The organism is Chloroflexota bacterium, assembly GCA_013152435.1.
Taxonomy (GTDB): Bacteria; Chloroflexota; Anaerolineae; order DUEN01; family DUEN01; genus DUEN01.
Genome location: JAADGJ010000018.1, coordinates 23,516 through 46,785, shown reverse-complemented (window position 1 = coordinate 46,785; position 23,270 = coordinate 23,516). Strand labels below are relative to the sequence as shown.

Below are 23,270 nucleotides of genomic sequence, written 5' to 3'. Positions count from 1 at the left end.
CTCAATATTGAAGACTCAGGCGGCCTGCTTTCGACGCGCTCGTGCCGCCGCCATCTGCTCCTCCCAACATTGCGGGTGCGGAATCCCGAAGGCCTCTCGCTTCACCTTCAGGTAGTACAGGTAGTTCTCGTACGTGACGTCGGGTGGCACCCGGTGATCGACGTGCGGAATGTACCCGCCATCCGCGACCAACGGCTCCAGCCGAGCGATCTCCTTGCGTATCGCCTCCTTTCCCTCGATCAATTTGGTCTTATCCACGCCGCCCAACAGCCGGACGGCCTTGCCGAATCGCTTGCGGATCAGCACCGGATCCGAACCGCCGCGCACCTCCAGCGGGAACATCGTGTTCACCCCTGCCTCCAGCCAGAGCTCCACCAGCTCGGTGATGTCCCCGTCGCAGTCCACGTACACGATGTCCACGCCGTGCTCTCGCAGCAGGTCCGTGATCCGCTTGTAGCGAGGTACCATGAACTCCCGGAACATCTTGGGAGAGATCATCGGCCCGCTTCGGAACGCCATATCCTCCCAGAAGGCGGCGAAATCCAGTTGTACGTCCTGGAGCGCCCGTCGGATGGTTTTGAGGGTGAGTTCCGTCAGGTGCTCCATCATCTCGTGGATCCAATCCGGATCGTCGTGAATGGTGACGGCGATGTGCTCGAAGCCCATCCAGTTGCGCAACCATCCGAACAGGCTCCCCACGTGGATGCCCAGCGGGTAGGTGCGCTCCTTCCATAGACGCACCCACCACTCCCAATCGACGGGATATCGTCGCGGATCATTGGGATCCAATCGTCGCTTAAACTCCTCCCAGTCCGCTCGGGTCTGGAGTGGAAATCGCACGAAGTGGGGAATGGACGAACTGCCGTCCTTATGGATGACCGCTTCTGCCCCCTCCTCGGTGATGATGACCTGGTGTCGCTCGTCTTCTCGGATCACGCGGCGGCGGAAGTGAGGCAGCAGCCCCACGTTGACGGGCACCGTCTCCCGAGGGGCGAAGCAGAAGAAGCGATCCGCGATGGCGTTGTCCTTGACCTCGCGCGGCAGGCCCTGCTTGTGCCAGACCGTGAAGGTCTCGTCCCAATAGCCGAACTCCTCGTCCGGGATATGATCTACCGGCTCGTAGTGCAGGGTTGCCAGCCAGCGCTCACGATCGTTCATGGAGATCCCTCCTTGCTGGGATGCCCCAGCTTAGATGACGAACTGGGAGAGGAAGCGTTGCCCCAGGATCAACCCCTGCTTCACCTTCTCGTGGCTGCCCTCCCACACGGGATCCTCGTGCTCCGTGCTCAGCACGTAATCGTACCCCATCTCGTTGAGCGTGGAGATGAAGCGAGCCCAGGGGATCTCGCCCAGGCCGGGCATGCGATAGCGCCACCATCCTCGGCCGAGCAGGATGCCTACCCGGTAGGTGTTCTCCGAAAGGATCTCCGTGTCCTTCGCGTGGACGTGGAAGATCCGATCGGCGTAGTCCCGCACGGCTTTGATGGGATCAATCCCCAGCCACCAGAGATGGGAGGGATCGAAGTTCAGGCCGAAGTGATCCGCTGGCAAGCGCTCGAACAGCGCGTCCCACAGCTTGGGGCTGTATGCGATGTTGCCGGCCAATCCCTCGAACTGCCAGCCGGGCATGGGGCAGTTCTCGATGGCGATGCGCACGCCTCGCTCCGCCGCGCGCTCCACGATGGGCGTGAAGACCTTGATCGCCTCCTCCAGGTTCTCCGCCTCCGTCAGTCGGGGATCGCGTCCGATGAAGGTGCTGACGTTCTGCACACCCAGAAGCTGGGCGGCCTCGATGACCTTATCCAGATGGCCCAGGTGATGCTGGCGGACGTCGGGATCCGGCGCCAGGTTGTTATCGCAATAGGTCAGGCAGGAGATCTCCATCTCGTGCTTGGAGAACAGGGCTTTGATCTCATCCGCCTTTGCAGGCGTCAGATTGGCCACGTCCAGCGTGCTGGCGGAGTAGTCTCGCTCGTTCTGCATGGGCCAGCACGCCAGCTCCAACGCCTGGAATCCGTTCTTCGCAGCCCAGGTCACGATCTCTTCCACCGAGAGGCCTCGCAGGCAGGCGGTCAGAAAGCCGAGTTTCATCGTTCCTATCTCCTTTGCATTTCACGGAGTTCGCGAAGGGGCTTCCCCCTCCGCTGTGCCGGCTCAGCCGGCATATGTTCGGATGACTTCAGCCACCCGGTCGTAGGCGGGCTTTAGCATACCATATAGGCTACGGTAGATGGCGTAGTACGCATCGTAGACCTTCACCCGATCGGCGTCCGGCGCCGTCCGGCCCGTGATCTTGATGGTGGCGTCGCATGCCGCGGGGACTGTGGGCCACACGCCGGTACCCACGCCGGCCAGGAGAGCGGCGCCGTAGGCGGGCCCCTCCGTGGCGTTGATGGTGACCAACTCCGTGTCGTACACATCCGCCTGGATCTGGCGCCATAGGTCGGAGCGTGCCCCGCCGCCGGAGGCGCGCACCTGCTCGATGGGCACCTCCATCTCCCGCAGGATCTCGAAGGAGTCCCGCAGGCTGTAAGCCACGCCCTCCAGGATCGAGCGGATCACGTCGCCGCGGGTGTGGCGCGCCGTCAGCCCGAAGAAGACGCCCTTGGCGTCCGGATCCAGGTGCGGCGTGCGTTCGCCCATCAGGTAGGGCAGGAAGATCAATCCCTCGCATCCGGCGGGGGCGCGCCGAGCCTCATCGACCAGGATGTCGTAGGGATCGACGCCCAGCTCGGGGGCCAGCGCCCGCTCCATCCCGCCGAATCGGTCGCGGAACCAGCGCAGGGAGAGCCCCGCCCCCTGGGTGACGCCCATCACGTGCCAGGCGCCGGGCACCGCGTGGCAGAAGGTGTGCACGCGGCCCTTCGGGTCGAGCTTGGGCTGGTCCATGTACGCGAATACCACGCCCGAGCTGCCTACCGTGCAGGACACGATGCCGGGTCGCACGACGCCGTTGCCCACCGCCCCGGCCGCCTGGTCGCCGCCGCCGCCCACCACCGGCGTGCCCTCCTTCAGCCCCGTGATCTGAGCGGCCTCCGCGGTGATATGGCCCGTCACCTCCGGCGACTCGTACACCTTGGGCAGCAGCGATGGATCGATCCCCAGCGCGTCGAGCATCTCCTGGGACCAGCGCCGGTTCGTCACATCGAAGAGGAGCGTCCCGGAGGCGTCGGATACCTCACTGGCCCGTTCGCCCGTGAGTTTGAAGCGGATGAAATCTTTGGGCAGCAGGAACGTCCGCGCCCGGGCGTACAGGTCCGGCTGGTGGTCGCGAATCCACAGCAGTTTCGGGGCGCTGAAGCCGGTCAGGGCGGGGTTGCTGGTCAGCTCGATGAGTCGTTCCGCCCCCACGCGCTCGGTGATCCAATCGCATTGGGCCTGGCTGCGCTGATCGCACCAGATGATGGATGGACGCAGGACCTGGTCGTTCTCATCCAGGAGCACGATGCCGTGCATCTGGCCGGTGAGGCCGATGCCCTGGATATCATCCGGTCGGATGTTGGCCTGGGAAATGGCGGCTCGAATGGCGTCGCAGGTGGCCTGCCACCAATCGGCCGGGTCCTGCTCCGCCCATTGGGGTTGCGGGGTGTAGAGGGGATATTCCTCGGTGGCTCCGGCGACCACGTCGCCCGTGGCGGGGTCTACGATGATCGCTCGCGTGCCGGTTGTGCCGACATCAATACCCATCAGATACCCCATATCCATCCTCCTCGCCGTGGGTCGCGGTGATGCGGGATTCGGAGACGCCAGCGTCTCCGAGCGCACAGGGTTACATGGGTCCCGTGGGATCCATTCGACGGTGAGGTCGCTGGCTAATAGGAGCCATGAGCCAGCGCGGCCTCGAACATGGCGGTGATGTTCTCCGGCGGGACGCCGTGCTGGATGTTGTGAATCTGGTTGAACACATAGCCGCCGTCCGGCGCGAAGATCTCCAGCCGCTCCTTCACCTGCTGGCGTACTTCCTCCGGCGTGCCGTGCGGAAGCGTGCTCTGGGTCTCGCAGCCGCCGCCCCAGAAGACCAGGTCGCGGCCGAACTCTCGCTTCAGGCGAACCGGGTCCATGCCATGGGCGGAGGTTTGCACCGGGTTCAGGATATCCACGCCGGCGTCGATCAGGTCCGGGATCAGGTCATAGACGCCGCCGCAGCAGTGCAGGAAGACGTAGATGTCGGGATAGTGGTCGTGTACCCAGCCGTAGATGCGTTTATGGTACGGCTTGATCCAGCGGCGATACATATCCACGGAGATCTGGGGGCCTCGCTGGGTGCCGAGGTCATCGCCCATCTGGATGATCTGGATGTACTCGCCGACGGCGCCCAGATAACGCTCCAGATTCCGCAGGTGGTTCTCCGTCAGCAGCTCCAGGAACGTCTCCAGGAAGGGACCGCCGTAGGCCAGGTCGAGCATGAATTGCTCCCATCCACGCAGGCCCTGGCCCGACTCCAGGATGTTGCCCCCGAATGCCCCCATGATGGCGTAGTCCGTCTCGTTGTACAGCCGACGGGCCTCCTCTCGCAGCCGGGCCAGGTCCTCATCGGAGCGGCCGCTCCATGAGAAGGCTTTCAGGTCGTCCACGGTTTGGGCGTCGGCCAGCGGGTGGTAGATGGAGTCGAAGTAGTATCCATCGGGCGGCATGGCCGCCACCCGGCGTCCCTCGTCGTTGAGGATGTAGAGGGTCCCGTCCTCCGCCCTTTCGATCCGGTAGTGAGCGGGGACCCGCGCGGGGGTCCCATCCGGCAGCGTGTATGGCTGCCACGGGCCCAATGCGTCGAAGTCCAGCGGGACCACGTCCACCCCGAATCGTTGCCGGACAGGTTCTTCCACCAGCGCCAGTTGCTGGCCAACGTCATAGACGTCGATGCTGCCATCCTCTATGCCGAGGGACCGTTTGAGCGGGGCGTAGGCCAGGGCCATGATGCCCGTGGAGCGCATCCCGCCGAAGTCGATGGGCACCCGATCAGGCTCCTTGTGGGCCAGGGCGGTCAGAACGCGTTCGCGAGGTTTCATGATTCCTTTGCACCTGTGTTGTCGTGGGATCGGGATCAGGGCCGTTCGCCACCTTTGGCCCCGGAGGCTGGTGGCTTCCCCCCGGTGGCTCTGGTCAGACGATCGCCTATGTGATCGCAAGCATACACTAGGATAGGCGATGGGGGAAACATGTCCGTGCGAGGATTGGAGGGTAAAGCGCGGCCTTCGCCCAGCCGGGATGGACGCCCCACCGCCTGTAGATCCATCTTCGGATCGGTTGACCTGGCGCGAGTATACCATGCTTTGGGGGCGTTGTCTAGACCTTTTGTCACGTCACGTGTCATAGAATTGCCCTGGCAAGCAAGCTGTCAGTCCCGGGCGACATCGCCCATGAGCGGCATATTCGCGGTTCCGTGCCTTTCGTCTGATCCTGGGAGTCCCGGGCTCAGCGGTCGCCCTATTCGCATCAACTGAACAGCATGGGCGAGGCCCCCGCCTGTCGCTTTTTCCCTCCATGGGCGGTCGCACCTGAAAGGGGAGGTGCGGAGGGGCTTCCCCTCCGCAGGAAAACTCTTTTTCTCGCTTTTACCTGCCTGGTTGGGGCTTTAGCCGGTGGCCTCCGGCCCCACGGGGCAGGTGAGGGCCTGAAAATAGGTTTCTTCGGAGGGGCTGACGCCCCTTCGAGCCACCCCCTGCCCGGGCTCAGCGGTCGCCTCTTGAGGGGGACGGACCTGGTTTTTGAGCCTCGAGGTTTGTGGGCAGTCCCGTTGCGGTTTTCGCTGTTGTAATCCGGGGGGGCTCGTATTATAATGCCTCGTGTGGGCTTGTCCGTTCACCAGGATATGGCCTCGGCGAGAGTCGTGGCACCTTTCGTTGATCCTCTCGGAGGAACGGCGGGCCTCGATCTCAGCATCATCGGGTTTCACATCAAAGGCGACTTCCGTCGCCGCCATCATGATCAACAGGAGAGTCACTATGTCCCGAGTGTCATTGGCCGGCTGGAGTCTCGTGCGTCGTTTCCGGCGAGAGGAGCATCCTCTTACGCTCCTGGAGTTCCCTCGCGTGGCGCGTGAGGAGTTCGGCATCGATCAGATCGAGCTCAATGAGCCCTTCTTCGAGCGGCAGGATAACGGCTACCTGAACATGCTGCGCGCGGCGGCCAATAGCCAGGGCGTGCGCATGCTGAACATCGCGATCGACCGGCAGGGGGATCTGGGAGCGCCCGATCGCCTGGAGCGCATGATGGCGGTGTCCAATCACACGCGTTGGTTTGAGATCGCGGCCGCCCTGGGGTGCAACGCCATTCGTGCCAACATGGGCGGACATCATGATCCCGACGTGGCCGGGCGGATCGAGCGTCTGATCGAGAGCTTCGGCGTCCTCGCCGAGGTCGGCGGGCAGATGGGGATTAAGATCCTCATCGAGAACCACGGCGGCGTATCGGCCGATCCGGAGAACATCCTGCGGGTGATCCGCTCCGTGAACAGCCCCTGGATTGGGACGCTGCCGGACTTTGGGAACTTCCCTCCGGAGGTGGATCGCTTCGCCGCGCTGGAGAAGCTGGCTCCCTACGCCGTGGCTGTCCATGCCAAAGCGCGTGAGTTCGACGCGACCGGCAATGATCCCAACATCGATATCCCGCGCTGTATCCAGATCCTGGAGAAGTCCGGCTACACGGGTTCCTACGGCATCGAGTTCGAGGGGAAGAGCGACGACCATGAGGGCATCCTCAAGTCCAAGGCGCTGATCGAGCGTAGCCTGGCGTAGGAAGGCCTTGCCTTCTCACGAGGAGGGAAGAGTGGGCAACCCGGCGTTGCGTCAAGCGATCATCGAGCGGTTGGGGCGATTCCCCGAGCGTGTGCCGCCGGATGTCGCCTTCGGCCCGGAGGTGGATCTGGGCGATCACGTTCGCGTGTCGGTCTCCTACGCCGTCGAGCCGGGCGAGCGCGTCACCGCCTGGCTGCTGCGCCCCAAGGGATCCTCGCCCGCGTCCGGACGGCCCGGCATCCTGGCCATCCACCAGCACGCGGGGCAGTATTACCTGGGTAAGTCGGAGCCGGCCGGGCTGAGCGCCAACCGCATGTATCACTATGGGCTTGATCTGTGCCGGCGTGGGTACGTCGTGCTGTGCCCGGATCACCTCTGCTTTGAGGACCGACGGCCGCCCGAGTACGTACGCATGGAGAACCCCCATCTCAAGGATCGGGAGTATGAGGGGTTCGAGTTCACGCGGCGTATCCTGCTCGGCTCCTGTCTGCAGACCAAGTATCTGCATGATCTGGTATGTGCGCTGGACGTGCTGGCCGGGTTGCCCGATGTTGATCCAGGGCGGTTGGGGGCTATCGGTCATTCGCTGGGTGGCCAGGAGACCCTCTGGCTGGCCTGGTACGACGAGCGCGTTCGGGCAGCCGTCTCCTCGTGTGGGTTTGGCCTGATCCGCACGATCCTGCGCGATGGGATCAATCATAACCGGGCCATGTATGTGCCGGGCCTGCTGGAGCTGTGCGATCTGGATGCCCTGGTGGCGGACATCGCCCCGCGGGCTTTCTTGCTCACGGCGGGCGAGGAGGATCGCATCTTCCCCATCGACGGCGTGCGGGAGATCGCCGAGAAGGCGCGGGCCGCCTATGCGGAGGCCGGGGTGGCCGATCGGTTCCAGGCGATCCTCTTCCCCGGAGGCCACAGCTTCCCCGACGAGGTGAAGGCGGAGGCGTACGCGTTCCTGGATCGCTGGTTGAGCGAGGGGTGACCATATCCCCTCACGCTTCACGTTTATTACGTTTTGCTCTTTACGTTTTAGAACGTTTGTCCCTCGGAGGTGCCTTACCATGCTAGCTGAGGTCGTTCTCACCGTCTCGCAGTCGAAACGTCTGATCGCCAAGGGGGTAGCAGCTCATCCCGCCGTGCAGCGCGCCCGACGACAGGGGTGGATGGTCATCTCGACCGGTACCACGGATGGCTACGTCGTCGAGGAGGTCCTGGGGAAGCCCATCGACCGGTATGCGTACGTGACCGGGCATGTGGTCCCGCCGGGCTTTGACAGCAAGACCCGCCTGGCGCCCAAGAACCTGCCCGATGTGATCCTGCATGACGGGCAGCCGGTGCAGGGGATGAATCGCTTTGAGGCGGCGCGCCAGATGGGCCCCGGCGATGTCTTCATCAAGGGGGCCAACGCGCTCAATTACGAGAAGAAGGTGGCCGGGGTGTGCATCGGGGACCCCAACGGTGGAACCGTGGGGGGCGCGTTGGGACCGATCATCGGACGGCGGGTTACGCTGGTGATCCCGGTGGGCCTGGAGAAGTTGGTGACGCATGATATCCTGGAGACGGCGCGCGTGTTGGGACAGGGCGAGGAGGCGGCCAATCACGTCCATCCGCTTTTCCCCATCACCGGTGAGATCATCACCGAGATCGAGGCGTTCCACCTGCTCTGCGGCGTTCAGGTTCGTCATGTCGGCTCCGGCGGCATCTTCGGTGCCGAGGGGGCCGTGCGCCTGCTGCTCCAGGGGACGGCGGAGCAGATTGAGGCCGCCTTGCAGTTGATCGAGGAACTGCATAAGGAGCCGCCCTTCTAAGAGCGTGCCTGAGAAGTCCTGTTGCTCCTGTTATGGGGAGGCCTGGAGGGGCCTTGCTCCTCCAGAAAGAATTTTCTTCCGCCCTTGACCTGCCGGGGCCCGGCCCAGACCCTTGCGGAAGGGGCCGAGAGAAGCAGGTGCAGGCCGGGAAAGCGGTATTTTCCGTGGAGGGGGGTTCCCCCATATCCCCCTGTGGGGCTTGTGATTGAGGGTGGCGTGCCCGTCGCACAGGAGGCGGTATGGAAGAGGCGTGGACGTTGGGGATCGATATCGGCGGGACCAAGATCGCCGCCGCGATGGTCGCCCCGGATGGCACACTGTACCATGCACGCTCCGTTCCCACGGCGGTGCACGAGGGAAGCGAGGCCGTGTTGCGTCGGGTCGTGCAACTGGCGCGAGAGGTGGCGGCCGCGGCGGAGCGTCCCCCGGCGGCGATCGGCGTGGGCACGGGCGGCCAGGTGGATCCGGGCACCGGGGAGATCGTCTATGCCACGGATCTGATCCCCGGCTGGACCGGCGTGCCCCTTCGCCGGGAGTTGGGGGCGGCGCTGGGGGTGCCCGTCTGGATGGACAACGATGTGCACGCCATGGCGCTGGGCGAGGCGACGTACGGTGCCGGCCGGGGGGTGCGGAACGGGCTGTATGTGGCGGTGGGCACCGGGATCGGCGGCGGCTGGGTGCTGAACGGGCGTTTGCACCCGGGCCGCGCCGGGCTGGCCGGCGCGGTAGGGCATGTCAAAGTGGTCCGGGACGGCCGGCCGTGCACCTGCGGCGACCGCGGCTGTGTGGAACAGTACGCCTCGGGTCCAGCCATCGCCGAGCATTACCGCCGCCTGCGCGGGCTACCCAGCGCTCCCACAGGACGGGAGGTGGTGGAGGCGATGCGGGCTGGGGATCAGCTGGCGCGCTTCGCCGTGCAGGAGGCCGGCCGCTGGTTGGGGTTCGCGTTGACCTCGCTGGTGAACGTGATGGCGCCGGACGCGATCATCATCGGCGGAGGGGTGGCCGAGGCCGGCGAGCCGTTTTTCCAGGCCATTCGCTCCTGCATCGCCCGGCACGCGTTGCCCACGGCTCGATCGACGCCGGTCTGGAAGGCCGCTTTGGGGCCGCAGGCGGGCGTGATCGGTGCGGGCGTGCTGGCCCGGCTGAGACTGGCAGCGGAGAGGGGCGCGGCGTGAGCACTCACGAGCACTACGCCACCATCGCCGACCTGCATCCCCGGCTGGGGATGGTGGTGCCGGTCTGGTATAACCCCCAGGAGTCCGATGAGGCCATCGCCGATCTGCTGCGTTTGACCCTGGCCGACTGCGGGCTGTTCATGCCCTGGGATCAGATCGTGCTGGTGGTGGACGGAAGCCCGCGTATCGCCCGGGTGGCCCGGGTCGAGAGGGATCGGCTCCTGCGGCGGGAGGGCGTCGCCCCGGCGCTGATCATAGAGGACGAGAATCGCGGCAAGGAGCACGCGGTCACACAGGGGATGCGCTGGCTGCTGAGCGAGAGGCCGGACGCCGACCTGCTGTGCGTGCGCGATGCTGACGCCGATCACTTCATCAACGATCTGCCCAATCTGGCGCGGGCGGCGGTCCATATCGCCCGGGAGACGGCCAACGATCGCGTGCTGGTGATCGGGCGGCGGGGCAGCCTGCATCGACCGATGGGTTGGCTGCGCGGTGAGCTGGAGTTGTTGCAGGATCGGGTGTTGTTGGATGCTCTGCGCTATCACCTGGCGCGGCAGGGTCGCGTGTTGGATCTGCGCTTCTGTGCGAGCCCGGAGGACGTGCCCGACTTCAACTCCGGCTACAAGCTGTACACCCGCGCCGCCGCACAGGTCATCTTCGCCGACCCGGGCGCGGAGATGCGTTGCCTGGGGGCGGACGAGTTCTGGCGATGCGGCGCGGAGACGATCTCCATCATCCACGGCGTGTTGGGCGGCGCCACGCTGGGCGAGGTGCGGCGCATGACGTTCGACGGCCAGCCCACATCCACCTTCCGCGCTGGGGAGGAGGCGCGCCTGCGCTGGTATAGCGGGGTGATCGCCTGGATCTTCTGCCGGCTGGATGTGCCCATCGACGTGGCCCAGGGCATCCTGGACAATCACGTGGCCGCCAGCCGGATGATGACGTTGGGCCCGGCCGCGGAGGAATTGCGCGCGATACGCGATGCGGTCCTGCGCCGGGTGGCCGCGTACTACCGGGAGGCGTATACGCCCCCGCCGCTCTCCCGCCCGATCCCGTTTCTGTAAGAGTGTGTCTGAAGAATCCCGCCCCTGATCTGCCTGGCCTCGGCCTGAGTCTCTGCGAGAAGGGCCGGGAAAGCAGGGCTTCTGTGGAAAGGGATCCCTCCTCGAGGGGAAAGAGGGCCTATGAGCCTGTTCCGGATCGCTCTGTTGCAGATGGTAGCCTGTGGGGACGATCAGGAGGCGAACCTCGCCAAGGGGGAGGCGTTCTGCCGGCGTGCGAGGGAGTTGGGAGCGGACCTCGCGCTCTTCCCGGAGATGTGGAACATCGGGTACACCTTTTACGATCCGGGTCGGCCGGGCGCGCAGGAGGAGTGGCGGGCGCAGGCGATCGGCCGGGATGATGCCTTCGTCATGCACTTCAGGGCGCTGGCGAAGGAGCTGGGGATGGCCATCGCCCTGACCTATCTGGAGAGATGGGAGGGCGCGCCGCGTAACTCCGTTTCCCTGATCGACCGACGCGGCGAGGTCGTGATGACGTACGCCAAGGTGCATACCTGCGATTTCGATCGGGAGATCGCCCTGACCCCTGGAGACGATTTCTACGTGTGCGATCTGGAGACGGAGGAAGGGACGGTCAGGGTGGGGGCCATGATCTGCTACGATCGGGAGTTCCCGGAGAGCGCTCGCATTCTGATGTTGAAGGGGGCGGAGATCATCCTGACGCCCAACGCCTGCGAGCTGGAGGCGCATCGCATCGGCCAGTTCAGGGCGAGGGCCTTTGAGAACATGGTAGGGGTGGCGATGACCAACTATGCCGCGCCGCAGAACAACGGACACTCCATCGCCTTTGATCCCATCGCCTTCGACGAGAGGGGGAACGCGAGGGATACCCTGGTGATCGAGGCGGGCGAGGAGGAGAGCGTCTACCTGGCCGTCTTCCATATGGATCGGATCCGGGCGTATCGGGAGCGTGAGACGTGGGGGAACGCGTTTCGGAAGCCCCGTTGCTATGGCCTGCTGACATCCCTTGAGGTGAGGCCGCCCTTCGTCAGGGCGGAGGATCGAAGGTAAAGGGGCTGTTCCCTCCCAAAGGGCGTCGGCTCTCTGGGAGGTCGTCGATTTTCACGCCGGTATAAGGCAAGGAGGAGAAGCCATGACCAAGCTGAGCGAACGCATTCAGGAAGCTGATTGGAAGAAGGAAAAACACGTGCCGGTCATCGAGTGCCCGGACGAGGTGAAGGCCGACGAGATGTTCCAGGTGACGGTCAGCCTGGGGAAGGAGGTGGGACATCCCAACACCACGGAACATCATATCAGTTGGATCTCCCTTTACTTCCACCCGGAGGGGGAGCCGTTTACCCATCAGGTGGGGCATTTCGAGTTCACCGCTCATGGTGAGGCGGTGGCTGGCCCCAACCAGGGCCCGGTGTACACGCACCACGCGGTGACGGTTACATTGAAGGTGACCAAGCCCGGCACCCTGTACGCCTTGGCTCTGTGCAACATCCACGGATTATGGGAGAGCAGCAAGGAGATCCGGATAGCCTGAGTCAAGCTCTATGATGGATTGGGGAGCCGTATGGTGGTGGACTGAGGGGAAGTAGGGGATGTCTCCGGAAGGGTGGGGGTTCAGCACGCTGAACCCCCACCTTTTGAAGAGGGAGGCATCCTCTTGATATCTCTTGGAACTCCGCTGGAGGCTCAGAGTGTGTCTGAAAGATATCGGCTGAAGCGCTTCTGGGCTCTGAAGTGTGAAGGAAGCCGACTGTGGATAAGCTTTTGATGATAGGGGGCCTCTTTTATGGAAATCCGTGAATTGGCCGAGGCTGACTTACCCGCCTTGCTGGACTTGTGTCAACGTACGCTTCCCCTGGATGTGTTCACGCCGACCCTGTTGCGCCGTCGCGTTCTGGAGGAGCCCGGTCGGGACCCGGCTTATCAGTTGCTTGCCTGGGCGGATGATCGGTTGGTGGGGGCGATCCTGGGCGGCGTCCGTCAGATGGACGAGGGGAGGATGGCCTGGGTGCGCCTGATCACGGTCGAGCCCGCCTATCGCCGGCGGGGCGTCGCCTCTCAGTTGTTGGGGGAGCTGGAGGGGCGCCTGCGCGCCGATGGGCTCACCCGGCTGCGGCTGGGCAATAGCGCGCCCAATTACTTCTGGCCCGGCCTGGATGTGCGCTACACCTCGGCCTATTGTTTCTTCGAGCGCCACGGTTTCTACCGCTTCGGCGAGGCGGTGGATATGGAGGTGGACCTCCTCGCGCACGATTGGGATACACGTGAGGAGGAGGCGCGCCTGGCCCGGGAGGGATATACCATTCGACGATTGCGGCCGGAGGATCGGGAGACCTTCAGCGCGTGGCTGCAAGAGCGGTGGAGCCCCGTATGGCATTATGAGGCCCTCTCCTCTTATGAGAATGATCCCATTTCCACCTTCGTGGCCACGCGCGAGGATCGTATCTGCGCGTTCGCCTCTTACAACGTGACCATGTTCGAGAACGGCTTCGGGCCCATGGGCACGGAGCCGGACCTGCGCGGCCGGGGGATCGGCCGGGTGCTCTTCTGGCACTGTATGCGGGATATGAGGGCGCTGGGCCATCGGACCGCCGATATCTGCTGGGTGGGGCCCATCGCCTTCTACGCTCGCGTGGCCGATGCCCGCATACACCGTGTGTTCTGGTGGATGGAGAAGGAGCTCTAAGAGGGTGTCTGAGAGATGCCGTTGCTTCTGCTGTGGGGAGGCCCGGAGGGGCGGAGCCCCTCCGGAAAAAGCCTTTCTCCCGCCTTCGACCTGCCTGGCCCCGGCCCGAGTCCTTCGGAAGGGGCCGAGAGAGGCAGGTGCAGGCCGGAAAAGCCGGGTTTTCCGTGGAGGGAAGGTCCCCTCCACACCTCCCCCTGTGGAGCTTGTCGTTGAGGGAAACCCTCAGACACCTTGCCGGGAATTTTCAGGCACGCTCTAAGGTGGCTGGGAGGCGTAGGGGTCAATCCGTACCTATCCCATTGGTATCAAGTTGAGCGATACGGAAGCGCGGCTCCGCATCTCTGGGGTGACTCGGAGGGGCGGCCACCCCTCCGAAGAAATCTATTTTCAGCCCCTCACCTGCCCCGTGGGGATGGAGGCCACCGGCCAAAGTCCCAACCAGGCAGGTAAAGGGCGAGAATCGGGAGGTCGCATGGCTGATAGGGAGAGCCGCAAAATGGATTGGCCGCCCAAGACGATCGTGTGCGTGGGAGCCGTCGTCCTTAAAGGCGATCGTGCTCTCTGGATTCGTCAGGCGCCGGGACAATCCTTGTCGGGACAGTGGAGCATCCCCTGGGGGTTCCTCGACCCGGGTGAGGCGCCGGAGATCGCCGCGCTGCGAGAGACTCGGGAGGAGGCGAACGTCGTCGCCGAGGTGAAAGGCTTGCTGGGCATCCAGAATCTATCCGAGGATGGCGGGATCGGCATCGTCTTCCTGTGCCGCCACATTGACGGTGAGCCGACGCCGGACGGAGTAGAGACAGATCGGGCCGCTTACCTCTCTCTGGCGGAAATGGACGCTCTGGATGAGCCGTTTGAGCCCTGGTGCGGGTGGCTCGTGCGACGTGTGTTAGGCGGGCAGTGTCGTCTCATCCCGCCGACCAGCGAGCATCCCTACCATCCGAGGCTTGCTTTCTTATAAAGGAGAGAATCATGTTGACCTTGTCCGCCTGTATCGAGATGCTGTTCCCCGAGTTGCCGTTTCTGGATCGGATCGACGCCGCGGCCGATGCCGGGCTGACCGCCTTCGAGTTCTGGGGCTGGCGCGACAAGGACCTGGAGGCCATTGCGCAGCGTCAGCGGGCCCGGGGGCTGGCGGTCTCCGTCTTCTCCGTCGAGCCCAATAACATTCTCTGCGATCCGGCCCAGCACGAGGCCTTCCTGGCCGGGCTGGAGCCTTCCTTTGCCGCCGCTCGCAAGCTGGGATGCAAGACGTTGATCGTCCTCACCGGAAACGAGCGGCCTGGCGTCCCCCGATCGGAGCAGATCGACGCCGTAGTGGACGCGTTGCGCCAGGCAGCCCCCATCGCCGAGCGGTCGGGCATGACGCTGGCGTTGGAGCCGCTGAATCCGCTGGTGGACCACCAGGGCTATCTGTTGAACCATGCCGACGAGGGATTCGCCATTCTGGACCGGGTGGGCAGCCCGGCCGTCAAGCTCCTGTTCGACATCTACCACCAGCAGATCACGGAGGGCTATCTGACCGCCCGCTTGACCGCTCATGTGGACCAGATCGGCCATATCCACGTCGCCGATGTGCCGGGCCGTCATGAGCCGGGCACCGGCGAGATCCGCTATCGCTTCGTGTTGGAGCAGTTAGCGAAGGCCGGCTATGATGGATTCATCGGCCTGGAGTTCCGCCCGCGGAAGCCCACGCTGGAGGCGCTTCAGCCCATCATGCAGATCGTGCAGGACATCAATCAGATGGTGGAGGGCTTATGAGTCGATGGATGATCGGCAACGAGAGGGTGCAGGTCGTCTGGGAGGATACTCCCGCGCCCCGGTTGATCCTGCTGGCCGGGACGGCCGATGCCGGTTGGGTGGAGATCTGTGACCTGAGCGGCCTCGCGTTGACGGGCGCCCGGCTATTTCCCACGCAATTCCCGTTGCCGGACGAGCCGCCCGCATGGACGGTCGAGCAGCCGGATGAGCGTACCTTGCGTCTCTCGGCCGATTGGGGTGGCCGTTCGCTGACCCGCACGGTGAAGGTGGATCTCGAGGAAGCTCGCGTGCACGTCACCGCTCGCCTGGATCTGCGCGGCGACGAGCTGGTGGAGTGGTTCCAAGATGTGTGGACGTTCCTGGCGGGCGGCCCCTTGGATTACGCCTGGGCCCCGAACCTGCGGCCGGGGGACGACATGGTCATCGGCGATCACGTCTTCCGCGCGCCCGCGGTGATCCTGCTCAAGGACGGCCGCTGGGCCGCGCTCCTGCCCGACCTGGACGCGCTGGCCGCCCTGAAGCGGGCGCGCCTCACCTGTCTGGAGCTGGACGTGAAGGATCGCGTGCATCCCGTCTTCGGCTATGGGCTGAAGTCATACGAGCCGATCCATCATACGTACTACCGTCATGCCCCGTCCATGTTGAGCACGCCGCCGGCCGGGCCGATCACCTTCGCGTATGAGATCATGGTGGGAGCTGAGGCGGAGCGGCCGAACGTGCTGCGGACCGTCACCGCCTATCAGTGGCGACGTTACGCAACTCCATATCTGGAGAAGGCGCTGCCGCAGACCATCCCCTTCCGTGACTACGCGGATTATACGTACCCTAGCGTGCAGCAGGTGGGCGAGTACGTGGAGTTCAAGATCGAGGGGGAGGTCGTCGGCGGGTTCAAGGCGTTGAGCCATAACGGCTACTTCCGCACTCCTCAGCCGATCGTCTGGAACCAGGTGTGGTTTAATGGCCTGCGCAGCGCGTATGGCATGTGGCACTTCGGACGTCGCCTGGGACGGAAGGAGTGGCAACAGCGTGCCCGGCGCGTGAAGATGTGGACGCTGAAGGCCCCGCAGGTGGCTGGGTTGTTCCCGGCCGTGTACGCCTATGAGGACGACGAATGGTGGGGATCCCCGCCGCGCCTCAACGGCGGCCGTCATCGGGTACATACGTCCAGCGCAGCCTGGACGGCCACCTGGCTGCTGTGGTGGGATCGGGATCTGCAACGGGATCGAGCCGCCGTGGAGTATGCACGCAACCTGGGCGACTTCCTGGTGGAGGCTCAGCTTCCCTCCGGCGCCATCCCCGCCTGGTTCGATCTCCCAGACGATGGAGAGGGAGTTCCCTGGCCTGTAGAGACGCTGCGGGAGTCGGCGGAGACGGGCGGGGCCGCACTGTTCCTGGGCGAGTTGGCGCTGCGGACGGGGGAGACCTCATATCGAGAGGCGCTGTTGCGCGCCTGCGATTTCCTGCTGGCCGAGGTGATCCCCCAGATGAAGTATTGGGACTTCGAGACGTTCTGGTCCTGTTCGTGGAAGCCGTTGGACATGACGGATCCCCATACCGGTATCCTGCCACACAACAATTATTCGACCTACTGGGCTGCTCACGCCCTGCTGCGCGCCTATGATCTCACGCAGGATGCGCGCTATCTGCGGGGCAGCCTGGAGGCTCTGGACGTCCTGAACCTCTATCAGCAGCTCTGGAACCCGCCCTGGCTGGATCTGTACACCTTCGGCGGCTTCGGCGTCATGAACACGGACGGGGAATGGAACGATTCGCGACAGGCCGTGTTCGCGCCGCTGTACCTGGAGGCATATCGCGTCACCGGCGAGGCGGAGTATTTTCAGCGGGGGGTGGCAGCGCTGCGGGCGTCCTTTGCGCTGATGGCTGTGCCGGAGAACAAGGAGGTCAGCCCGCATACCTGGGGCGCCTACCCCGTGGGGCTCAGCCCTGAGAACTTCGCCCACAGCGGGGTCAACGGCATCCACGGCCGGTCCGACTTCGGCTGGGGGGCCGGGGGCGCGCTGGCGGCTGCCGCGTGGGTGGAGAACCGCTACGGCGGCATCTACGTGGACCTGGCGCGAGGGCAGGCCTTTGGCATCGATGGCTGTCGGATCACCCAGGTCGAGCGGCGGGATGGTGGACTGCACTTTGAGGTACAGGAGCAATTGGGGCGCAACCGACAGGTGACGTTGGTCACCGACGACGGCCGGCACCAGGGGGTCTCCCTGCGGGCGAACGCGGCCACCCCGGTTACCGTCCGCGTGGAGTAGAGCAACCAGGCGGACACCGTCCGTCTTGGTCCACTCCAATCAGGCCGGAAAAGAGTTGGTGTAAAGTGGAAAAGGACTGAATACACGGTCTTGGGTGAAGCCTTGCGGTGCTCCATCGCTTGTCGGGTCGGCCATTTGGGCGTACACTAGTACTCGACCATAGTGTATTCGCTGATTGATCGGGCCTCAGAAGCCTTCACGATTTCACCGTTTTCACCCCCGCCTCCTCCGGTTCGGGAGAGGCGGGGGCCGGCGGGTGGGGGAGGCGGGACATCCTGCAGGGATCACTGTGGTGAAGAACTGGGAGCGTGCCTGAACATTTACCGGTAAGGTGTCTGAGGGTCTCCCTCAGCTACCAGCTCCACAGGGGGAGGTGTGGAGGGGACCTCCCCTCCACGGAAATCCCACTTTTCCGGCCTGCACCTGCCTTTCTCGGCCCTTTCCGCAGGAATCTGGGCCGGGGCCGGGCAGGTCGAAGGCGGAAGAATGGCTTTTTCCGGAGGGGCGGAGGAGGGGCGGAGCCCCTCCGGGCCTCCCCACGGCAGAAGCAACGGCATTTCTAAGAACACAGTAGCTACCGCATTATCATCTGCGCCTGTTTCATCGCCTTGCGAAGGGGGATGCATGTACGTCTATGTCTGCTTCGATGTGGAGGACCTCGTCCATCCTGACTCGGACGATGTGGCGTTGGACATCGCCGAGGTGCTGACCGAGGACGGCATCACAGCGATGATGTGCGTGGTGGGCGAGAAGGCGCGACTGTGGGAGCAACGCGGCCGCGACGATGTGATCGCGGCCGTCGGGAAACACGACGTAGGCCTCCACACGAATCGTCACTCCGTCCACCCGGCCGTCGCCGAATATCTGGCCGATAAGGGGTGGGAGGACGGAGTGATGGAGGCCATGCGTCAGGAGGGGCCGGGAGCGCGTGATCTCGCTCGCATCTTTGGCGCCGCCCCCTCTACCTGGGGCACGCCCGGCTCTAGCTGGGGCCCCCAGATCCCGGCTGCCACGCGTCGGCTGGGCATCCCGTCCAACATCTATTCCCACGCGCGCTCTGGGGAGACGGGCGCCTGCTGGTTCGCCGGACAACTCTGCTATTCCGAGTATGTGAGCCTGCCTGGCGGAGAGGATGCCTGTTGTGATGATACCGCCTTCGCTTCCGCTTTGCCCTCTCTGCTTCAGAAGATCGATGATATGCGCAGGCGGGGATTCTCCTGCCTGGGCCTGTTCGCCGCGCACCCCACGCGGCTGCGCTACACCGTCTTCTGGGATGCGCTGAACTTTGCCCGTGGGCAGAACACCGATCCGGCCGATTATCGCCTGGCCCCCCGGCGGGACGATGCGACTTATGCGACCGGCCTGCGCAATCTGCGGCGCATGGTCCAGGCCGTGCGCGACCTGCCGGGCGTGGAGATCGTCCCCGTGCGCGCTCTGAACGACCGCTTCGCCGCGGGCGCCGGCCCGATCGGATGGGATGAGGTGCGCCAACTGGCGCGGGCGATCGCGGAGAGCGAGACGATCCGGACGGATATCCCCCTGGCGTCGCCTGCGCAGGCGCTGGATGTGCTCGCCCGGGCGGCCCTATATCTGGCTGAGGAGGATCCGCGGCCGGATGAGCTGATCCTGAGAGACGTCCTGGGGCCGATCAACCCGCCGCCCTCTTTAGAGCGGCCGGCGACCGTCCCCGTACGGACCGCCTTGACCCTCGCTCGCGATCTGGTGGACCACATCGACGCGACCGGGCATCTGCCCGCCACGCTGGCGGTTGACGACACCTTTGCAGGGCCTGGCCCCATGCTGCGCTTGCTGGGCACGCTCTTCCTGGACCTGGATCACGGTCAGGTGCCCGAGCAGGTGACGATCTCGCCGGGGGCGGAGGAGCCGGAGATCGCCGCCCGACTGGTCGAGGAGGGGATCTATCGCCGCCTGCCCGGGTGGCCTCCCCATCCCCTCGATCTCGAGCTGGATACGTTAGCGCTGCACACCCGGCTGCAAAGCTGGAGCCTGAAGCCGGCCGTGCTCGCAGGCTGACGTCCTGTGCTCCGTTTATGAGGGACCGCCGCTGGCGAAACACGGGAGGTGCTCGTGCCTGCCTTTCAGATCACCGATGACCGGATCACCGTCGAGGCCGACATGTTTCGCGTGCAAGTGGAGCGTCGGCCCCCTCTGCTGCGTGTGCTGCGGGATGGGGACGAGATCTGGAGGAGTGGGCCCGCGTTCGGTCGGGCCCGTTATGGTGATACGTGGCTGGCGCCGCGTTCCTTGGACGAGGTGCGGCTGACCGGCGAGGGCGTGCGCATGACGGCGGTTACGGACGATCCGGATCGCCCTCTGTCCCTGATCCTGGCCGTCGATGAGGAAGGGATCACAGTGCACTGGCATGCGGACCCTGCCCCCGACGAGTGGCAGGATAGCGCCTACCTGGCGCCGGCCGGGCACTGGTATGGCCAGGGGGAGCTGTTCCGCGGCGTGTACCCGCTGGAGCAAGGGATGATTCACGCGGATCCGTTCATCACCTACGATCATGGGCCGGACGGCCTGCTTTGCGTTCAGGCGGGCGTCTGGATCACCAGCAAAGGCGTCGGCGTGATCCTGGAGAACGATCGGGACATCGCGATCGGTCTGAACCGGCCGCGCGAGCCCGGGGTCGATGAGTTCGCACATCGCCCTCTGCCGGATCCCGGCGGCCAGGGCGATGGCCTGTGGTCGGTGGCGGTGCGTCGTCAGCGCTATCTGGCCTATCGGATCACGGTCGGACGGGATCTCGCCTCCGTCCACCGGCGGCATGCCCGCCGGCTGGGCATCCCGGGCCATCCGCCCGCCTCTGAGCTGTTGCGCGTGCCCCAGTGGACGACCTGGGCGCAGTTCAAGGAGCAGATCGATCAGGCCACCGTGCTGCGGTTTGCCCAGGAGATCCTGGAACACGGCTTCCCGGCCGGTCTGTTCGGCATCGACGATCGCTGGCAGGTTCACTACGGCGACACGGAGTTCGATTCGGAGCGGTTCCCCAACCCCCGCGAGCTCATTACCATGCTCCAGGACATGGGGTTTCTGGTCACGCTATGGGTGACGCCGTTCATCAACCCGGATGCCGCCAACTTTGTGGAGGGAAGCCGAAGGGAATATTTCATCCGTCACCCGGACCGTGACGAACCCTATCTCGTCCGATGGTGGCGGGGCGAGGGCGCCCTGGTGGATTTCAGCAACCCGGAGGCGGCCGATTGGTGGCTGGGCAAGCTGCGGATGTTGCAGGATCGCTATGGCGTGGATGGCTTCAAGTTTGACGCCGGCGAAGGCAACTTCGTCCCCGCCGACGGCGTTTCCGCGCGGGACATCGGGCGGAACGGCTATAGCGATGCCTATGTGGCCTGGGCAGCCGAGCACTTCCGGTGGTGTGAGGTCCGCACCGGCTGGCGCTCTCAAAGAGCTCCACTGCTCTTCCGGCTGTGGGACAAGTTCAGCCATTGGGGCGAGGAGAACGGGTTGCGTTCCATTATCCCGCAGACGTTGCACCTGGGGATGGCCGGTTACCCGTTTGTGTTCGCCGACATGATCGGTGGAAACAACTACGGGAGCCTGCGGGCGGACAAGGAACTGCTGATCCGCTGGGCGGAGCTGTGCGCAGCGCTGCCGGCCATGCAGTTCTCCATCGCCCCGTGGGAGTTCGATGAGGAGACGGTGGAGATCTGTCGTCGCTATGCCCGGCTCCACGGAGAGCTCGCGTCGGCTGTCGATCGGGCTGCTCGTGAGGCTACGAGCGTGGGCGCTCCCATGGTTCGGCCGCTATGTTGGCGCTGGGACAACGAGCTCGCGTATCTGTGTGCGGATCAGTTTCTGTTGGGGGACACGCACTGTGTGGCGCCGGTGGTGAAGCCGGGGGCGCGCTCGCGAGACGTGTTGTTGCCGCCGGGCGTGTGGCGCGATCATTGGACGGATCGGCAGTGGGAGGGGCCGACGCTGATCCGCGATTATGTTGCCCCGCTGGATCGGTTGCCGCTCTTTCATCGCGAGGCGTAGGCACACGAATGGACTTCACGGGCGTATGGGAGGCTTTGCAGGCGGAGCCCATCTACATCGATGGGTTTGACCGGCCGCTGCGCGTCGTGGCGGAGGAGGTCCGGAACGCCTATCTGCCATTGGCCCGGCGTCTATGGGAACGCCAGCGTGCGCTGGGGAGGCGGATGCTGGTGGGGATCAGCGGCCTCCCGGGTGGCGGCAAGACGGTCACGGCCGCCACGCTGGCGCGAGTGCTCGACGCGCTCGGACGGGGGCGTGGCGAGCGTGCCATCCACCTCAGCCTGGACGGGTTCCACTATCCAAACGCGTGGCTGGAATCGCACACGGGGCGTGATCACGATGGCCGGGTGGTGATTCTGCGGCGGATCAAGGGGGCTCCCAACACCTTCGATGCCGAGGCGGCCGCGCGGCTTCTGCGTCGTGTCCGGGAGGGTGACGAGGTCGTGCGTTTCCCCGTGTACAGTCGCGCGCTGCATGACCCCGTTCCCGACGCTGTGCAGGTGACGGCGGCCCATCGCATCGTCGTGTTCGAGGGGAACTACCTGTTCTTGGACACGCCTCCGTGGCCCGCGGTGCGTGAGTTGTTTGACGTGCGGCTGTTCGTGGAGACGCCGGAGGCCGCCCGGCTGCGTAATCTGCGAGAGCGTCATCTGCGTGGGGGGAAATCGCCCGAGGAGGTGGACCGACAGATTCGGTCGGTCGATCAGCGCAACGCGGCCCTGATCGCTCCCAGCGCCCGATACGCGCATGCCCGGCTTTTGCGCTCGGCCGATGGGATGGCCCTCGTGACGGTGGAGGGATCTTTGGAGTTCGAAGGATAAGCCCCGCGGGGCAGGTGAGGGGCTTCCATGTCGAAGCCGCCTTAGAGGACCCACGACCCTCTTGGCGCAATGTATCTTTTCGGGTAATACGGCGAGGAGCTTTGAGGGGTGCAGCTTCCCAAAAGAAACTTCTTTCACTGACTTTGAAAAAGCCCTGACCCCTCTCCAGGGCTTTTCAAAGCTCAAACACCTGCCCCTGAAATCCTACCGTAGGGGCGCCCCTTGTGGGCGCCTGAGGTAGCCACAAGGGCTGCCTCTACAAGATCTAAAGTAACGCTCGATCCCTTAGAGCGTGCCTGAGAAATGCCGTTGCTTCTGCCGTGGGGAGGCCCGGAGGGGCTCCGCCCCTCCTCCGCCCCTCCGGAAAAAGCCCTTCTTCTGCCTTCAACCTGCCTGGCCTCGGCCTGGGCCCTTCGGAAGGGGCCGAGAAAGGCAGGTGCAGGCAGGAAAAAGAGGTTTCCATGGAGGGGATCTCCCCTCCACGCCTCCCCCTGTAGAGATGGTCGTTGAAGGAGACCCTCAGACACACTCTTAGAGGCGTATTTGGTAGGGGCGCAACGCCGTTGCGTCTCTACAACGCCCTTTCCCAAGTGAGGCGAGGCTGGTTTGAGGTGCCCGGGGGGAGTCTCCGTTAGATTTTTGAAAAGCCCTGATCCCTTTCGGCGTTCACTTGTGGGTCGGGCGGAACCGTGCTATAATCGCAACAGTCGGCGCTTGTGCGCTTTAGGAGGTGAAGACAGATGCCTAATCTCGGCCCCATGGAGTTGATCATCATCCTGGTGATCATCATCATCATCTTCGGCGTCGGCCGTCTACCGGAGGTCGGAGGCGCGTTGGGCAAGGGCATCCGCGAGTTCCGCAAGGCCACCCAGGAAGGGGAGGAGGCGAAGAAGGAGCTCGAGGAGATGGCCAAAGAGGACGCGGAGAGCCAGAAGGACGAGAGCGCGTAAAAAGGTCTCTTTTGGCGGAGGAGATCGCG

Annotated in this window: 19 protein-coding genes; 15 read left to right on the top strand and 4 right to left on the bottom strand. The window is 64.6% G+C overall.

Annotated features, from left to right (window positions below):
- Positions 1–15: 15 nt before the first annotated feature.
- From GXP39_02635 to GXP39_02620, 4 genes are all read right to left on the bottom strand, one after another.
- Positions 16–1,158: a hypothetical protein gene (locus GXP39_02635; GenBank protein NOZ26933.1), complete on the bottom strand. Its 1,143-nt coding sequence runs from the start codon at positions 1,156–1,158 to the stop codon at positions 16–18.
- Between the two features lie 30 nt (positions 1,159–1,188).
- The gene (locus tag GXP39_02630) at positions 1,189–2,091 is read right to left on the bottom strand and encodes a sugar phosphate isomerase/epimerase (protein ID NOZ26932.1); all 903 of its coding nucleotides are present in this window, start codon (positions 2,089–2,091) and stop codon (positions 1,189–1,191) included.
- 63 nt (positions 2,092–2,154) lie between these two features.
- Entirely contained in the window at positions 2,155–3,699 is a 1,545-nt protein-coding gene (gene xylB / locus GXP39_02625; GenBank protein NOZ26931.1) for a xylulokinase, read from the bottom strand.
- Between the two features lie 113 nt (positions 3,700–3,812).
- Positions 3,813–5,009 carry a methyltransferase gene (locus tag GXP39_02620; GenBank protein ID NOZ26930.1) on the bottom strand — a complete coding sequence of 399 codons (1,197 nt, stop codon included), beginning with the start codon at positions 5,007–5,009 and terminating at the stop codon, positions 3,813–3,815.
- A 933-nt stretch (positions 5,010–5,942) separates the two neighbouring features.
- Between GXP39_02620 and GXP39_02615 the strand changes: the two genes are divergently transcribed.
- The 15 genes from GXP39_02615 to tatA all read left to right on the top strand — a co-directional run bounded on the left by GXP39_02615 (position 5,943) and on the right by tatA (position 23,241).
- Positions 5,943–6,734 (top strand): TIM barrel protein, encoded by a 792-nt coding sequence (locus GXP39_02615; protein NOZ26929.1) that lies wholly within the window; start codon positions 5,943–5,945, stop codon positions 6,732–6,734.
- 31 nt (positions 6,735–6,765) lie between these two features.
- Entirely contained in the window at positions 6,766–7,716 is a 951-nt protein-coding gene (locus GXP39_02610; GenBank protein NOZ26928.1) for a prolyl oligopeptidase family serine peptidase, read from the top strand.
- 79 nt (positions 7,717–7,795) lie between these two features.
- Entirely contained in the window at positions 7,796–8,542 is a 747-nt protein-coding gene (locus GXP39_02605; protein ID NOZ26927.1) for a hypothetical protein, read from the top strand.
- 239 nt (positions 8,543–8,781) lie between these two features.
- A complete protein-coding gene (locus GXP39_02600; protein NOZ26926.1) occupies positions 8,782–9,720 on the top strand; it encodes an ROK family protein in 939 nt (312 codons plus the stop codon).
- Entirely contained in the window at positions 9,717–10,784 is a 1,068-nt protein-coding gene (locus GXP39_02595; GenBank protein NOZ26925.1) for a hypothetical protein, read from the top strand. Before GXP39_02600 ends, GXP39_02595 begins: the two co-directional genes overlap by 4 nt.
- Positions 10,785–10,904: 120 nt before the next feature.
- On the top strand, positions 10,905–11,792 hold the full coding sequence (locus tag GXP39_02590) for a carbon-nitrogen hydrolase family protein (protein NOZ26924.1): 888 nt from the start codon (positions 10,905–10,907) through the stop codon (positions 11,790–11,792).
- An 82-nt stretch (positions 11,793–11,874) separates the two neighbouring features.
- On the top strand, positions 11,875–12,270 hold the full coding sequence (locus GXP39_02585) for a Neelaredoxin (GenBank protein NOZ26923.1): 396 nt from the start codon (positions 11,875–11,877) through the stop codon (positions 12,268–12,270).
- A gap of 252 nt (positions 12,271–12,522) precedes the next feature.
- Positions 12,523–13,422 (top strand): GNAT family N-acetyltransferase, encoded by a 900-nt coding sequence (locus GXP39_02580; GenBank protein ID NOZ26922.1) that lies wholly within the window; start codon positions 12,523–12,525, stop codon positions 13,420–13,422.
- A gap of 472 nt (positions 13,423–13,894) precedes the next feature.
- A complete protein-coding gene (locus GXP39_02575; protein ID NOZ26921.1) occupies positions 13,895–14,383 on the top strand; it encodes an NUDIX domain-containing protein in 489 nt (162 codons plus the stop codon).
- A 38-nt stretch (positions 14,384–14,421) separates the two neighbouring features.
- The gene (locus tag GXP39_02570; protein NOZ26920.1) at positions 14,422–15,183 is read left to right on the top strand and encodes a TIM barrel protein; all 762 of its coding nucleotides are present in this window, start codon (positions 14,422–14,424) and stop codon (positions 15,181–15,183) included.
- Positions 15,180–17,450, top strand: a complete 2,271-nt coding sequence (locus GXP39_02565; GenBank protein NOZ26919.1) for a hypothetical protein — start codon at positions 15,180–15,182, stop codon at positions 17,448–17,450. Before GXP39_02570 ends, GXP39_02565 begins: the two co-directional genes overlap by 4 nt.
- 624 nt (positions 17,451–18,074) lie before the next feature.
- Positions 18,075–19,484 carry a hypothetical protein gene (locus GXP39_02560; protein NOZ26918.1) on the top strand — a complete coding sequence of 470 codons (1,410 nt, stop codon included), beginning with the start codon at positions 18,075–18,077 and terminating at the stop codon, positions 19,482–19,484.
- Positions 19,485–19,538: 54 nt separating this feature from the next.
- Positions 19,539–21,470: a glycoside hydrolase gene (locus GXP39_02555; protein ID NOZ26917.1), complete on the top strand. Its 1,932-nt coding sequence runs from the start codon at positions 19,539–19,541 to the stop codon at positions 21,468–21,470.
- Between the two features lie 8 nt (positions 21,471–21,478).
- Positions 21,479–22,291, top strand: coding sequence for a nucleoside/nucleotide kinase family protein (locus tag GXP39_02550; protein ID NOZ26916.1), 813 nt, complete (start codon positions 21,479–21,481; stop codon positions 22,289–22,291).
- Between the two features lie 740 nt (positions 22,292–23,031).
- Complete coding sequence (gene tatA, locus GXP39_02545; protein ID NOZ26915.1) at positions 23,032–23,241, top strand: twin-arginine translocase TatA/TatE family subunit; 210 nt, start codon at positions 23,032–23,034, stop codon at positions 23,239–23,241.
- Positions 23,242–23,270 lie beyond the last annotated feature (29 nt).

Coding starts and splice junctions, on each gene's coding strand:
- GXP39_02635 (NOZ26933.1), bottom strand. CDS start 1,158: ATGAACGATCGTGAGCGCTGGCTGGCAACCCTGCACTACGAGCCGGTA.
- GXP39_02630 (NOZ26932.1), bottom strand. CDS start 2,091: ATGAAACTCGGCTTTCTGACCGCCTGCCTGCGAGGCCTCTCGGTGGAA.
- xylB (NOZ26931.1), bottom strand. CDS start 3,699: ATGGGGTATCTGATGGGTATTGATGTCGGCACAACCGGCACGCGAGCG.
- GXP39_02615 (NOZ26929.1), top strand. CDS start 5,943: ATGTCCCGAGTGTCATTGGCCGGCTGGAGTCTCGTGCGTCGTTTCCGG.
- GXP39_02605 (NOZ26927.1), top strand. CDS start 7,796: ATGCTAGCTGAGGTCGTTCTCACCGTCTCGCAGTCGAAACGTCTGATC.
- GXP39_02600 (NOZ26926.1), top strand. CDS start 8,782: ATGGAAGAGGCGTGGACGTTGGGGATCGATATCGGCGGGACCAAGATC.
- GXP39_02590 (NOZ26924.1), top strand. CDS start 10,905: ATGAGCCTGTTCCGGATCGCTCTGTTGCAGATGGTAGCCTGTGGGGAC.
- GXP39_02585 (NOZ26923.1), top strand. CDS start 11,875: ATGACCAAGCTGAGCGAACGCATTCAGGAAGCTGATTGGAAGAAGGAA.
- GXP39_02580 (NOZ26922.1), top strand. CDS start 12,523: ATGGAAATCCGTGAATTGGCCGAGGCTGACTTACCCGCCTTGCTGGAC.
- GXP39_02575 (NOZ26921.1), top strand. CDS start 13,895: ATGGCTGATAGGGAGAGCCGCAAAATGGATTGGCCGCCCAAGACGATC.
- GXP39_02570 (NOZ26920.1), top strand. CDS start 14,422: ATGCTGTTCCCCGAGTTGCCGTTTCTGGATCGGATCGACGCCGCGGCC.
- GXP39_02565 (NOZ26919.1), top strand. CDS start 15,180: ATGAGTCGATGGATGATCGGCAACGAGAGGGTGCAGGTCGTCTGGGAG.
- GXP39_02560 (NOZ26918.1), top strand. CDS start 18,075: ATGTACGTCTATGTCTGCTTCGATGTGGAGGACCTCGTCCATCCTGAC.
- GXP39_02550 (NOZ26916.1), top strand. CDS start 21,479: ATGGACTTCACGGGCGTATGGGAGGCTTTGCAGGCGGAGCCCATCTAC.
- tatA (NOZ26915.1), top strand. CDS start 23,032: ATGCCTAATCTCGGCCCCATGGAGTTGATCATCATCCTGGTGATCATC.